The organism is Alphaproteobacteria bacterium (genome assembly GCA_035625915.1).
Classification (GTDB): Bacteria; Pseudomonadota; Alphaproteobacteria; order JACZXZ01; family JACZXZ01; genus DATDHA01.
The window spans coordinates 1-13,365 of sequence record DASPOR010000133.1 but is presented as its reverse complement, the minus strand read 5'-3'; the positions used below and the strand labels follow the sequence as shown (position 1 = coordinate 13,365).

The 13,365-nt window shown below is 61.2% G+C and carries 12 protein-coding genes; 9 read left to right on the top strand and 3 right to left on the bottom strand.

Annotated elements, in window-relative coordinates:
- Nucleotides 1–48: 48 nt before the first annotated feature.
- Nucleotides 49–2,463, bottom strand: coding sequence for an FAD-dependent oxidoreductase (locus VEJ16_10815; GenBank protein HYB10153.1), 2,415 nt, complete (start codon nucleotides 2,461–2,463; stop codon nucleotides 49–51).
- A 652-nt stretch (nucleotides 2,464–3,115) separates the two neighbouring features.
- On the opposite strand from VEJ16_10815, the gene VEJ16_10810 reads away from it, so the two are divergent.
- The 3 genes from VEJ16_10810 (at nucleotide 3,116) to VEJ16_10800 (ending at nucleotide 5,214) form a co-directional block, all read left to right on the top strand.
- On the top strand, nucleotides 3,116–3,442 hold the full coding sequence (locus VEJ16_10810; GenBank protein HYB10152.1) for a cupredoxin domain-containing protein: 327 nt from the start codon (nucleotides 3,116–3,118) through the stop codon (nucleotides 3,440–3,442).
- 11 nt (nucleotides 3,443–3,453) lie between these two features.
- Entirely contained in the window at nucleotides 3,454–4,290 is an 837-nt protein-coding gene (locus tag VEJ16_10805) for an FTR1 family protein (protein ID HYB10151.1), read from the top strand.
- 141 nt (nucleotides 4,291–4,431) lie between these two features.
- The gene (locus VEJ16_10800) at nucleotides 4,432–5,214 is read left to right on the top strand and encodes a hypothetical protein (protein HYB10150.1); all 783 of its coding nucleotides are present in this window, start codon (nucleotides 4,432–4,434) and stop codon (nucleotides 5,212–5,214) included.
- 59 nt (nucleotides 5,215–5,273) lie between these two features.
- On the opposite strand, the gene VEJ16_10795 is transcribed toward VEJ16_10800, so the two are convergent.
- Nucleotides 5,274–6,524 carry a Xaa-Pro peptidase family protein gene (locus VEJ16_10795; GenBank protein ID HYB10149.1) on the bottom strand — a complete coding sequence of 417 codons (1,251 nt, stop codon included), beginning with the start codon at nucleotides 6,522–6,524 and terminating at the stop codon, nucleotides 5,274–5,276.
- Nucleotides 6,525–6,539: 15 nt separating this feature from the next.
- The gene (locus tag VEJ16_10790) at nucleotides 6,540–7,619 is read right to left on the bottom strand and encodes a homocysteine S-methyltransferase family protein (GenBank protein HYB10148.1); all 1,080 of its coding nucleotides are present in this window, start codon (nucleotides 7,617–7,619) and stop codon (nucleotides 6,540–6,542) included.
- A gap of 263 nt (nucleotides 7,620–7,882) precedes the next feature.
- Here VEJ16_10790 and VEJ16_10785 point away from each other — a divergent pair, with 263 nt between their 5' ends.
- The 6 genes from VEJ16_10785 to VEJ16_10760 form a co-directional block, all read left to right on the top strand.
- Nucleotides 7,883–9,097 (top strand): acyl-CoA dehydrogenase family protein, encoded by a 1,215-nt coding sequence (locus tag VEJ16_10785; protein ID HYB10147.1) that lies wholly within the window; start codon nucleotides 7,883–7,885, stop codon nucleotides 9,095–9,097.
- 195 nt (nucleotides 9,098–9,292) lie between these two features.
- Nucleotides 9,293–10,111 (top strand): ABC transporter ATP-binding protein, encoded by an 819-nt coding sequence (locus tag VEJ16_10780; GenBank protein ID HYB10146.1) that lies wholly within the window; start codon nucleotides 9,293–9,295, stop codon nucleotides 10,109–10,111.
- On the top strand, nucleotides 10,111–10,824 hold the full coding sequence (locus VEJ16_10775) for an ABC transporter ATP-binding protein (protein ID HYB10145.1): 714 nt from the start codon (nucleotides 10,111–10,113) through the stop codon (nucleotides 10,822–10,824). Before VEJ16_10780 ends, VEJ16_10775 begins: the two co-directional genes overlap by 1 nt.
- Before the next feature lie 10 nt (nucleotides 10,825–10,834).
- Nucleotides 10,835–11,704: a branched-chain amino acid ABC transporter permease gene (locus VEJ16_10770; protein HYB10144.1), complete on the top strand. Its 870-nt coding sequence runs from the start codon at nucleotides 10,835–10,837 to the stop codon at nucleotides 11,702–11,704.
- Between the two features lie 3 nt (nucleotides 11,705–11,707).
- A complete protein-coding gene (locus VEJ16_10765) occupies nucleotides 11,708–12,769 on the top strand; it encodes a branched-chain amino acid ABC transporter permease (protein HYB10143.1) in 1,062 nt (353 codons plus the stop codon).
- Nucleotides 12,770–12,783: 14 nt separating this feature from the next.
- On the top strand, nucleotides 12,784–13,365 hold a 582-nt coding region (locus VEJ16_10760; protein ID HYB10142.1), incomplete at its 3' end, for an ABC transporter substrate-binding protein.

The following is a 13,365-nucleotide window of genomic DNA, read 5'->3' as shown; positions in this document are numbered from 1 at the left end:
CCTTGGTACTGCGCGGCAGAGGCGTGCGGTTAAAGATCGGCCGACGCGTCAGCCGCGCATGCGCTTGCCCTGCGGATCGAACAGCGGCTCGCGGGCAATCCGCGCCGGTCGCCGCTCGCCAAGAATTTCCAGCGCAAACCCACCTTCCGCGCCGGCCAGCTCAGCAGGAATGTAGCCAAGGGCAACCGACTTTCCCACGTGATGGGCATAGCCGCCCGAGGTGACCCATCCGACGGCCTTGCCGTCGTGCCAAACGGGCTCGTCGCCGAGCGCATCGGCGCCGTTCTCATCGACGACGAAGGTCGCGATTCGACGCTTCGGGCCGACTTCCTTTTCCCTGAGAGCCGCATCGCGGCCGATGAAATCGTTCTTGCGCAGATCGACAAAGCGTCCGAGCCCCGCTTCGGCAGGACCGTAGATCGGCCGAAACTCCCGCGCCCAACTGCCGAAGCTCTTTTCAAGGCGCAACGAGTTGAGTGCGCGGGCGCCGAAGTGCCGGAGCCCAAGATCGGCGCCGGCCGCGACGATGGCGTCATGAAGTGCGCGTTGATAATCGGCGCTCACCCAAATCTCGTAACCGAGATCGCCCGTAAAGCTGATGCGTCCGACGAGTGTGGGGATCATGCCGAGATCGACGGCCCGGAACGAAAGGAAGGGAAAGCCCTCGTTCGAGACATCCGTCCGCGTGAGGCGTTCGAGCAGCAAGCGCGATTTCGGGCCTGCGATCGCGAGGCCGACGAGTTCCGTGCGCAAAGACTTGATCGCGACGCCCTTCTCCGGCAGATGCGCCTCGAACCAACGCATATGGTATTCCTCGGCGATGCCCGAGCCGAAGATGTAAAAGCGTTCCGCTCGCTCCTTGGCGACGGTGAAGTCGCCAATGAGCTTACCGTCCGGATTGAGCATCGGGGCAAGCGCCATGCGGCCGAGCCGCGGCATATGATTGACAAGCAAGTGCGATAGCCAGGATTCGACAGCTGGGCCCGTCGCCAGGTACTTCGCGTATGCCGAGATTTCCATGAGCCCGACACCGTCGCGGACGGCATGGCATTCCTCGCCGACGGGACCGTGCGCGTTCGAGCGGCGGAAAGTGACGCTTTCCTCGGATGCGACGCCGTCGGGTGCAAACCAGAGTGCGTGCTCCAGTCCGAAGGATACCCCGAACACGGCGCGCTTTTCGCTCAGGCGGTCATAGATGGGCGTGGTGCGTAGCGGGCGGCCCGCCGGAAGCTCTTCGTTCGGAAAGCGGATGCGAAAGCGCCTCGAGTAATTCTCGCGCACCTTGGCGTTGGTGTAAGCGAGCGTCGCCCAGTCGCCGAAGCGCGCAACGTCCATTCCCCATATGTCCATCCCGGGGTCGCCATCGATCATCCAGTTCGCAAGCGTTAGGCCGACGCCCCCGCCCTGGCTGAAGCCCGCCATGACGCCGCAAGCAAGCCAATAGTTCCGCAAACCCCGGACCGGCCCGATTACGGGATTCCCGTCCGGTGCGAACGTAAAGGGGCCGTTGATGACCTTCTTGATCCCCGCGCGTTCGATCGCGGGGTAATGCTTGAATCCAACTTCGAGGCTCGGTGCGATGCGCTCGAGGTCCGGGGCCAAAAGCTCGTGTGTGAAGTCCCACGGCGTGTCGAAGGTCGACCAGGGAACGCCTGCGCGTTCGTAGGTACCCATGAGAATGCCGTTGCCTTCCTGGCGGATATAGATCTCACCCTCGAAATCGATGGCGTGAAGCAATTCGGTCTTCAGCGCCTTTACCTCGGGAATATCCTCGGTGAGCAGATATTGATGCTCCATGGCGAGCACGGGCACTTCGAGGCCGACCATGCGGCCGATTTCGCGTGCCCATAATCCGCCGGCATTCACCACGTGCTCGGCATGGATCTCTCCTTTTTCGGTTCGCACGTTCCAAGTGCCGTCGGGGCGATGCTCGAGACCGGTGACCCGGGTGAAGCGATATATTTCAGCCCCTTGCACGCGCGCGGCCTTGGCATAGGCATGGGTTACGCCGGAGGGGTCCACATGCCCCTCGATCGGATCGTAAAGCGCGCCCACGAAGTATTTCTTCTCCATGATCGGAAATCGACGTGCCGCCTCATCCAGGGAGACGAATTCGGTTTCCATCCCGAGGTAGCGGCCGCGCGCGTGGGCCTGCTTCAGCCAATCGAGCCTTTCGTTCGTCCCGGCGAGCATGATGCCGCCCGTGATGTGCACCCCACAGGATTGGCCCGAGATTTCCTCGATCTCCTTGTAGAGGTTGATGGTGTACTGCTGAAGCTTCGCCACGTTCGGGTCGAGGTTGATCGTGTGCATGCCGCCAGCGGCGTGCCAAGTGGAGCCCGACGTCAACTCGTCGCGCTCGATCAGCACGACATCCTTCCAGCCCGCTTTCGTAAGGTGATAGAGCACACTGCAGCCGACGACCCCGCCGCCGATCACGACGACTTGCGCATGGCTTTTCATTCCGGCCCCGATCCTTTCCTGCCGTTCAGGTGCGGCGCGTTGTCATAGAGAACGAAAGACCGCTCCGGCCGCGGTCCCGGCACAAATAATATGTCAGAAGAATACTCGTTTGGTGGATTTGTCGTTCCTCGCATTCTGCCGGCATTCGGCTCTAGGAACTTCAAATCCGAATACCACACGAGAGACAACTTCGTGTGAGTGCGCTTAGTCTGACGGTTCGTTTTTTTTAACGTCATGGCCGGGCCGGCCGAAGGCAGAGACCCGATCATCCACGTCTTTCAGCGATTGGGCAGAAGTACGTGGATGCCCGGGTCTGACCCCCGGATCGTAAGTCCGGGGGCGGGCATGACGATTGGAGAAGTCCGGAATAATTCGTCGGGTACAACGCGCTACTGTCCTCTGAATCCGAAATTCGCTCCCGTTCCCGCCCCCTAATATGGCGAATTTGGGAATCGTCTTACAAGATGCACTGGCTGCGGCGCGATGCGGGGCACACCTCCCGCAAGAGCCAAAGGGGGCAAAACGAAGGGGCTGTGCGGCGATGAGCGATGCCGTGTGCGACCGTCACGCAAAAATTGTGCTTGCAACACCTTATGGTAGTGACTACGTTGCGAGTAATTCGCATTTGCATGTAATGCCCTAGGAACCGTCGATGAACCGTTTTTGCCTTCTCGCCGCGCTTTTGGTGCTGTGTCTGGCGACCCCGGCCGTGGCAGATGATGCGGGAGTCGTCATCGCGATCAAGGATCACAAATTCGTCCCGAGCGAGGTCGAGATACCGGCCGGGAAGAAGGTCAAGCTCATCGTGCGCAACCAGGATTCGACCGTGTCGGAGTTCGAAAGCGTCGAGTTCCATCGCGAGAAAGTGGTGCAGCCCGGCGGCGAGATCACCGTGTTCGTCGGTCCGCTCGAACCCGGCCGCTACGAATTCTTCGACGATTTCCATCCCGACACACGCGGCCATCTGGTCGTGAAATAGGCCCGGCCGCCATGCTCGCGACCCTGATCATCGTCTTCCGGGAAGTCGTCGAGGCCTGCCTCGTCGTCGGCATCGTGATGGCGGCGAGCCGCGGTGTGCCGCGTCGCGGCGTCTGGGTCGCGGGCGGTGTCCTTTCGGGCATTCTCGGCGCCCTCCTCGTAGCGGCCTTCGCCGAGCAAATTTCCGGCGCGGTCGAGGGTGTCGGTCAGGAACTCTTCAATGCCTCCATCCTCTTTGCCGCCGTCGTCATGCTCGGATGGCATAATGTCTGGATGAGCCGCCACGGGCGGGAGCTTGCCGCATCCGCAAACCGGGTCGGCCGCGACGTGCTCGCTGGTGCGCGGCCGCTTTATGCCCTGGCCACCGTATGCGGGATTGCCGTATTGCGAGAAGGTTCCGAGGTGGTGCTCTTCCTCTATGGGATTGCGGTTGCCGGCGGAAGCAGTGCCGCGAATATGGCGATCGGTGGTGGCCTCGGCGTCGTCGCCGGAGTCTCGTTCGGGATCGCTCTTTACCTTGGCCTTCTATCGATACCCTTGCGCCATCTCTTTGCCGTGACAACCTGGCTTATCCTGCTGTTGGCGGCCGGCATGGCGTCCCAAGGCGCCGCTTTCCTGATGCAGGCGAATATCCTTCCCGCACTGGGTGACAGAATTTGGGATACCTCTTTCCTCCTCACCGAGACCAGCCTAATGGGGCGCCTACTCCATGTCTTGACCGGATACACGGCACAACCCGCTGGAATTCAGCTCGTCTTCTACTTTGTGACCCTCTTCGGCATCGGCGCACTAATGCTGCTGTTCGGCCGAAACACACCGACACGGCGGATGGCGCAGAGCTCGACCTAACCGATTTCTTCATCGCGTGATGCATCCGCTGAGCGCGCCCGATTTCACGAAGGCCGGGCCGTTGCGTCAGCGAGGAAAGGGATGGGCGTTTTTTGATTTCAAATTGCAAATGCGTCTTATTCGCAAATCTACGAGGGGCATATGCAGAAAAAGGCAACGATCGCGACCGCAATTCTCATCCTGTCCTTGTCGGTCTCTGCTAAGGATGAAGCCTGGGCGGACTTCAAGGTTTGGACGCCCGACGTCAATGAGGGGGAGCTCGCAGTCGAACATGTAGGCGACGCGGGATTCGATCCCAACGCAGACAGGAGCGGCGAGCGGAGCTATACCGCCGAGGTCGAATACGGCATCACGAGCTGGTGGCAGAGCGAGCTTGAATTTGAATTCAACCGCGATCCAGGCCCGGGGCAACACCTGCAGTTCAACCAGATCACGTCGGAGAATTTATTCCAGCTCACGGAGCGCGGCGAATATTGGCTGGACGCGGGTTTTTTCGCCGAATGTGGGCACGGCATGCTTGCAAACTCGCCGAACGAGACGACATTCGGCCCGGTCTTACGCAAGGATTTCTGGGGTACCAGCAACTCGATCAACTTGTTCATCCAGAAGGAACTGGGCACCGGGGCCTCGAGTCATCCCATCTTCCTCTATGCGCTCGAGTCGCGAATCGATGCATGGGAAACCTCGATCGGCCGCGGCATTGTGGTCGAGCCAGGCGTTCAATATTACGGCCAGCCCGGTCCGATCAGGAATTTCCAGCCATGGAACCAACAGGACCAGCGCATGGGGCCGCAGCTCTTCGGGAAGATATTCGATCTCGGGCCCGGCACGCTTGAATGGAATGGCGGCGTGCTCTTAGGTCTTACCTCCGCGGTGCCGCGGGTGACAATTCGTTGGCAAGCTGAATATGAAATCCACTATTAAATCGGTCGGCGAGGGGATATTCCTCGCCGACGGCCACAGCCAATAACACAACAAATGGCCTACGAAATAAGGGCTTCCTCGAAAGGAAAGGTCGAGAGCAGCCGGCAACCTGTTTCCGTGATCAACACCTGCTGTTCGAGCTTGACCCCTTCGCAGCCCCTCTCTTCGCCGATATAGCTTTCGACGCAGATCGTCATGCCCGGCTGAAGTTCTCCGTCGTAGGCACCTTGCTCCCGATCCTGGATATGCGTGATCTTGGGCCACTCGTCGCAGAGCCCCACCCCATGCGCAACGCAAGAATAGCGGTTCTTCACGAACGCGTTCGGAATGCGCCACGCAAGTTCGCTCGCCTCCCGAAAATCGAGACCCGGCTTCATCAACTTGTCGATGTTGTAATGAATCTGTTCCATCGCAAGGCCGTAGATCCGCCGCTGTTCGCCACTCGGTTTGCCAGGGCCGCAGAAATATGTGCGCGAGATGTCGGCGCAATAGCCGAACGGCCCAATCAGGTCGGTATCGAAACTCACGAGATCGCCCGGCCGGATCAGGCGATCGCCGCATTCCTGGAACCAGGGGTTCGTGCGTTCTCCGGAGGCAAGGATGCGCGTTTCGATCCATTCCCCACCCAAGCGTATGTTGGTCTCGTGGAGGACGGCCCAAAGCTCGTTTTCCGTGATGCCGGGCCTGAGCGATTCGCGCATGCGCGCCATCCCCGCTTCGCACACGGCGATCGCTTGCACCATGCAGGCGATTTCATCTTCCGATTTGATCGCCCGCGCCAACTCGCAGGGCTCCTGGCCGTCGAAGATTTCGATGCCGTGTCGGCCCAAGGCATGAACACCGGGAGGATCGAGGCGATCGATCGCGATCCGCTTGCTGCCGTGGCAATGCTCGGCGACGACCGCGGCGATTTCATCGGCCCACGCTTTCGCCTTTTCCTCGACACGGCTGCCGGCGCCGAAGAAAAAGAAACCGTGCGCCGGGCGCACCTCCTCGATCGTCTCGAGACCCGCCGAAAGATGCTCGCAGTTATGGAAGTCCCAAAGTATCGCCCGCCCCTCGGCCGGCACGAAGCAATATCGCGCCGGGGTGTGCGACGTCCACACGGACATGTTTCGGCTGCCGGTCGCATAGCGGATGTTCATGGGATCGAACAGCAAGGCGGCAGCGTAATCTCGACGCGCAAGCTCGGCCTGAAGCCGACCCAAGCGATAGCCGCGCACGCGCACCATATCGATCTGACGCTCGTGGTCTTTGAGCCCCGCGCCCGTAAAACGGGGTGCAAGACGCGCTTCACGCATGTCGTTCATGGCATACCCCCGAGCCTAGCCGCGCAGTTGTTTTGCGTATTGCAGGTTCCGCTCGCGCAGACCCTTGGCCTTGCCGAAGATGTAGTGCTTGGACATGTCCGGCGAATAGCGGCTCGCCGGCGGCTTGCGGCCTAGGGCCTCGGCCAACGCGCGAATATGATGCGGTCCGGCTCCGCAGCAGACGCCGAGATAACGCACGCCCAACTCGTAGGCCGCCTTGCCGAATGCCGCAATCTCATAGCGATTGCAGGTGAAGGGATCGAGTGCGACCGGGAACGGGTGATCGTTTGGAATACAGTCGCACGCCTTGTCGTTGAGCGTCTGGAAGGTCGGCTCCTTGGCCGTCGTGCGGTACGGTACGGGAAGGGCCGCGACGTGACACTTGACAGCTTTACGGATCTTTTTGAGAAGCGGAAGCATGGTGCGTGGGCCGCGGCTGCAATTTAGCCCGACCACATCGGCCCCGCCCGCCTCGAGGCGCATGCAGGCATCGACCGGGTCCCAACCCTCGCGGGTGACCCCGCTGTTGTGGATCGCTAAGGTGATCACCGCGGTCGCCTTGGCGGCCTTGATCGCCTCGAGGCCGATGAGCGCCTCCCCGCCATGGGAATAAGTCTCGCCGACGATGAAATCGACGCCGGCATCGGTTGCCCAGCCGATCTGCTCGTCGAACATCTTGCGGATGGCTTTGTGGGAAGCCTTGTCGTCCGGGATATAGGTCGTCGTATTGCAGATGTTGCCCGCAACGAGAGTGCCCGTATCTTTGGCGACTTTTTTCGCGATTTTGAGTGCGGTGCGGTTCATCGGCTCGAGGTCCTTTTCCCGCCCGATGAGCCGAAGCTTTGCCCGATGCCCGTAATAGGTGAAGGCTTCGACCACGTCGGAGCCGGCATGCACGAATTCGCGATGAAGTTGTTCGACAAGTTCTGGGTGCTCGAGCACCACCTCGGGCACGAAGGCGCCGGCCTGGAGATATCCGCGCCGCTCGAACTCGAAGAGATAGCCTTCCGCGCAGATTACGGGTCCTTTTGCCAAGCGTTCGAGCAATCCCGGTCGCGATTTCGATTTCGCCTTCGTCTTCCGCGCAGCGCTCATCGGACCCCTCCCATGCTTGCTGTCGTCTATAAGATTAGAAAATACTAACATTGAGGTCGCCGCAAGCCGATGGGTTGAAGGCCGAACGCGTGTTCCGATGATCGGCGATCCGGGGCCCCTGCCGCGCGGACCGCCTCAACCCGACACGCCTGCTCGAAGCCCGTATCGATGCCCGCAAGGCGCAAGCGCCAGAATTCCCCCTTCGATTGACCCACTTGCTCCGGCCGTGTCAAAGTCGCCGCGACGGAAGGAACCGTGGCGTCATGGACTTTTCCTATTCGCCAAAAGTCGAGCGACTGCGCAACGAGCTCGTCGAGTTCATGGACCGGGTCGTCTATCCGAACGAGCGGCGTTTCCACGACGAGGTTGAGGCGGCCGAAAACCGCTGGCGAACGCCACCGATCATGGAAGAGATGAAGGCGAAGGCACGCGCTGCGGGCCTTTGGAATCTATTTCTGCCCGAACCCGAATTCGGGGCCGGTCTTAGCAACCTCGAATACGCCCCCTTGTGCGAAATCATGGGCCGTTCGCCGACGGCACCCGAGGCGTTCAACTGCTCCGCACCCGACACGGGCAATATGGAGGTTCTCGCCCGCTACGCGGACAAAGCGCAGCAGGAGCGCTGGCTCCGCCCCTTGCTCGACGGCAAGATCCGCTCGGCGTTTGCGATGACCGAACCGCACGTCGCCTCTTCCGACGCCACCAACATTTCGGCGCGCATCGAGCGCAAGGGCGATGAATACGTAATCAACGGGCACAAATGGTGGTGCTCGGGGGCCGGCAATGAGGATTGCCGCATCTTCATTTTTATGGGGAAGACGGATCCAACCGCGGCGCGCCACAAGCAGCAATCGATGGTCCTGGTGCCGCGCGATACACCCGGTGTGACGGTCATCCGCCCGCTTTCGGTTTATGGCTACGATCATGCACCTCATGGCCATTGGGAAGTCAAATTCGAGGACGTCCGCGTGCCCGTTTCAAACATTCTGCTCGGCGAGGGTCGCGGATTCGAGATCGCGCAAGGCCGTCTCGGGCCAGGCCGCATTCATCATTGCATGCGCCTCATCGGACTTGCGGAGCGTTCCCTCGAAGCGATGTGCACGCGTGCGCGCTCTCGCACGGCCTTCGGCAAGACGATCTCCGAACACGGCGTGGTCGCGGAGATGATCGCTCGCTCGCGGATCGAGATCGAGCAAGCGCGCCTTCTCGTCCTCAAGGCCGCGCACATGATGGATACGGTCGGGAACAAGGTGGCGCGTGCCGAGATTGCGATGATCAAAGTCGTCGCCCCCAACATGGCGCTCAACGTCATCGATCGTGCCGTTCAAGTCCACGGCGGCGGGGGCGTTTGCGAGGACTTCGGCCTCGCCGATGCCTGGGCCCATGCCCGCGTCCTGCGCCTCGCCGACGGCCCGGACGAGGTCCACGTGGCGCAGATCGGGCGGCTCGAACTCAAGAAGAACACTTCGCAAACGTAGCGATGCCCCCTGCGGCCGCCGGCGATTTCAGCGTTCGAAACTCGGCTTTGCCTGCGTTGACGCCCTCGCGGCACCATGCAACAGTCTTCGTTCCGCGCAACAGGCGCACCCGTCCGGTTGATGAAATCCCGACAAAAACGCGCAGAGGGAGGCTTTTCCGGTGGCGGGCGAACACGATAAGGCCCGGCGGTTGCAATGACCGCCGTCGTAATGCCTCGGGGATTTGCGACCGGCATCGCCGCAAAGGCGTGCCCCTTTCTCGCGGTTGAGGATATCACCGTCCGCTTCGGCGGCATCGTGGCGCTCGATGGTGTCTCCTTCACTGCGGGCGACGGGCAGATCGTCGGCCTGATCGGTCCCAACGGCGCGGGAAAGACGACGCTTTTCAACGTACTGTCGCGGCTCTACCGGCCGATCAGCGGCGATGTTCGCTTCAACGGCCGATCGCTCCTCGACCTTGCACCCCACGAGATCGCAGCAGCAGGCATTGGACGCACTTTCCAGAACCTCGCGCTCTTCAAATCCATGACCGTGCTTGACAATGTCATTGTGGGCGCCCATGCGGTCGCCGAAAGTGGCTTCTTGGGAAATGCCCTGCGCCTGCCGAGCGTGCGCGCCGAGGAACGCGAGTTGCGCACCCTTTCCATTGACCTGCTTGCGCGCGTCGGTCTCGCGGATGTGGCGCAGAGGCCTGTCGCCGATCTGCCGTTCGGCACGCAAAAGCGGGTAGAGATCGCAAGAGCGCTCGCATGCTCGCCGAAGCTCCTCTTGCTCGACGAGCCGGCGGGCGGGCTCAATCAAGAAGAAGTCGGTGCTTTGGGTAAGTTGGTGCGCGGCATCCGCGACACGCTCGGCATGACCATATTGCTCGTCGAGCACCACATGAGCTTCGTGATGGGGACCGCGGACAAGGTCGTGGCGTTCGATTTCGGTCGCGTCATCGCCGAAGGATCGCCACAAGACGTGCAGGCGAACGAAGCCGTGATCGAGGCTTATCTCGGGCGGGTGCGGTGATGGCGCTGCTTCTCGAGGTGAAGGATCTCAAGGCGTATTACGGTCCGGTCGAAGCATTGCACGGCATCGAATTCGCCGTCGAAGAAGGTGGGGTTACCACCCTCCTCGGTGCGAACGGTGCCGGAAAGACCACGGTCTTGCGCGCCGTTTGCGGAATGATCGCGCGTTCGGGGGATATTCGTTTGGCCGGCGTGCGGATCGACGCTGCGCCCACCGAGAGAATTGCGCGCATGGGTGTTGCCCAAGCACCCGAGGGGCGCGGCACCTTCGTGAACCTGTCGGTCGAGGAAAATTTGCGCGTCGGCGCCTATGTGCGCCGAGAGCGCAAGTCGGTCGCGTCGGACTTGGAGCGCATGTACCAGTATTTCCCGCGTCTTTCGGAAAGGCGACACCAACAAGCCGGTACGCTTTCAGGCGGGGAGCAGCAGATGCTCGCGATCGCGAGAGCGCTCATGCTCCGGCCGCGCCTTCTCGTCCTCGACGAGCCGTCCTTCGGCCTCGCCCCGCTCGTGGTCGCGAAAATCTTCGAAATCATGGCTGCGGTGCGCCGAGAGGAGCGCGTGAGCATTCTCCTCGTCGAACAAAACGCAGCACTGGCGCTGGAGCTTGCCGATCACGCCTATCTTCTTGAAACCGGCAAGATCGTCATGGCGGGGACATCGCGCGATTTCGAACGCCACGACCAAGTCCGCCGCTCCTATCTCGGTTATTAGAGGGAAAGCCGTGGACCAACTCCTCCAGCAGACGCTCTCCGGTGTCGCGACAGGCGTTATTTATGCGAGCTTGGCCCTTGCACTCGTGATGATCTATCGGGCGACGGAATCGGTGAACTTCGCGCAAGGCGAAATGGCGATGTTCTCGACCTACATCGCCTGGACGCTCATCCAGGCGGGCATACCGTATTGGGCCGCATTCCTGCTTACCGTCGCGGTCTCCTTCATCGGCGGGGTTTTGATCGAACGCATCGTCGTCCGCCCGGTCGAGACGGCACCCATCCTCAACCACGTGATCGTCTTTATCGGCCTGCTCGTGATCCTCAATTCGCTCGCCGGCTGGATCTTCACCTATACGGAGAGGGAATTCCCAAGCCCCTTCGCCGACCGCCCGCTTTTTCACGGTATGATCACGAGTCACGATCTCGGCGTGATCGGCGTGACGCTCTGCGTGCTGGTTCTGCTTTTTCTGTTCTTCCGCTTCACACCCCTTGGCCTTGCCATGCGGGCCGCAGCGCAAAATCCCGCGTCGGCGAAGCTCGCCGGCATTCGGGTCGGCTGGATGCTCGCGATCGGTTGGGGCCTCGCGGCGGCCGTGGGCGCGGTTGCCGGAATCATGGTCGCACCCGTGATTTTCCTCGATCCAAACATGATGAGCGGTGTGCTGCTCTACGCGTTTGCCGCAGCACTTCTCGGCGGCATTTCGAGCCCCGGTGGGGCGGTATTCGGTGGGCTCATCGTCGGCGTGCTTGAGAACCTCGTCGGCACCTATCTCATCGCGAGCGAACTCAAGGTTGCGGTCGCGCTCGCACTCATCGTCATCACGCTTGTCGTGAAGCCGAGCGGGCTCTTCGGCCCTAGGTTTGTGAGGCGGGTGTAACCCATGAGCGCCAGCTTTCTGACGACCGTCTTTACACCTCACGGGACCGGAACGGACGGACAAGCCCTTTCTCGCCAAGCGCGACTCGCCATAGCACTCGCATTGGCAATCGCGATCGGGCTGCCGTGGTTCGTGAGCGGCTACAGCACTTTGAGGCTCACGAAAGCCGCGATCTATGCGATCGCACTTCTCGGCCTCAACCTGCTCACCGGCTACAACGGGCAAATATCGCTCGGCCACGGGGCCTTTTTCGCAATCGGCGGCTACACGAGCGCCATCATGATGCACCGCTGGGGCGTGCCGTTCTATTTCACCATTCCCCCGGCGGGCGCGCTCTCTTTCGCGGTCGGCGTCCTCTTCGGTTTGCCGGCCTTGCGGCTCGAGGGTCTCTATCTCGCGCTGGTGACTCTCTCCATGGCGGTCGCAACGCCCCAATTCCTCAAATATTTCGATAGCTGGACCGGCGGATCGCAAGGCATCGTGCTCAAAAAGCCGGCCCCGCCCGCGTGGCTTGCGATCGGCACCGATCGCTGGCTCTTTTATCTGGCCCTCGTGGCCCTCGTTCTCGTTTTCTGGGCGGGCCGCAATCTTCTGATCGGGCGCACCGGTCGCGCTTTGATTGCGATCCGCGACCATCCGATTTCGGCGAAGGCGATGGGCATCAATATCGCCCTTTACAAGACGACGGCCTTCGGCGTGAGTGCACTCGCAACCGGGATCGCGGGCGCACTCGGGGCCGTCGTTGCAGGTTTCGTCTCGCCGGACAGCTTCGACGTCTTCCTGTCGATCTCCTTCTTGGTCGGTTCGGTCGTCGGCGGGATCGCAACCATATCGGGTGCGCTCTTCGGCGGCTTTTTCATCGAGTATGTTCCCACTCTCGCGAGCGATATATCGGACGCAGCACCGTGGGCGATCTACGGCCTCTTCCTGCTCGCGTTCATGTATTTGATGCCAAAGGGCATTGCCGGCACGCTCGCCACTGCGATCGCCCGCCTTCGCCGGGCGCGCGATGCGAATGCGGCACTTGCGGGGCGTCGCTCGGGTAAGCAAACTCTGACGAGCTAATCGAGGGGGTAGCAATGCGATTCACGAGATGCATGCTGACCACGGCGGTTTCGTCGCTTGTGCTAGTGGTAATCGCGGGTGCCGCGAGTGCCGAAAAACTGTACGGCCCGGGTGCGAGCGACACCGAAATCAAGATCGGCAATACCGGTCCCTATAGCGGGCCGGCCTCGGCCTATGGCGCCATCGGCAAATCCATTGCCGCCTATTTCAAGAAAGTGAACGACGAAGGCGGGGTCAATGGGCGCAAGATCGATTTCATCTCCCTCGATGACGGCTATGCCCCAGCCAAAACCGTCGAGCAGGTCCGCCGGTTGGTCGAATCCGAAAAAGTCCTTTTCCTTTTCCAGACCCTCGGCACCCCCTCGAACACCGCGATCGAGCAATACATGAACGATAACAAGGTGCCCCAGGTCTATATCGCGACGGGGGCAGACAAGTGGAACGACCCGAAAAATTTCCCGTGGACCATGGGGTGGCAGCCGAGCTACCGCGTCGAGGCGCGCGTCTACGCGAAATACATCCTCGATAATGTCAAAGATCCGAAAGTTGCCGTCCTTTACCAGAATGACGATTTCGGCAAGGACTACCTCGCCGGC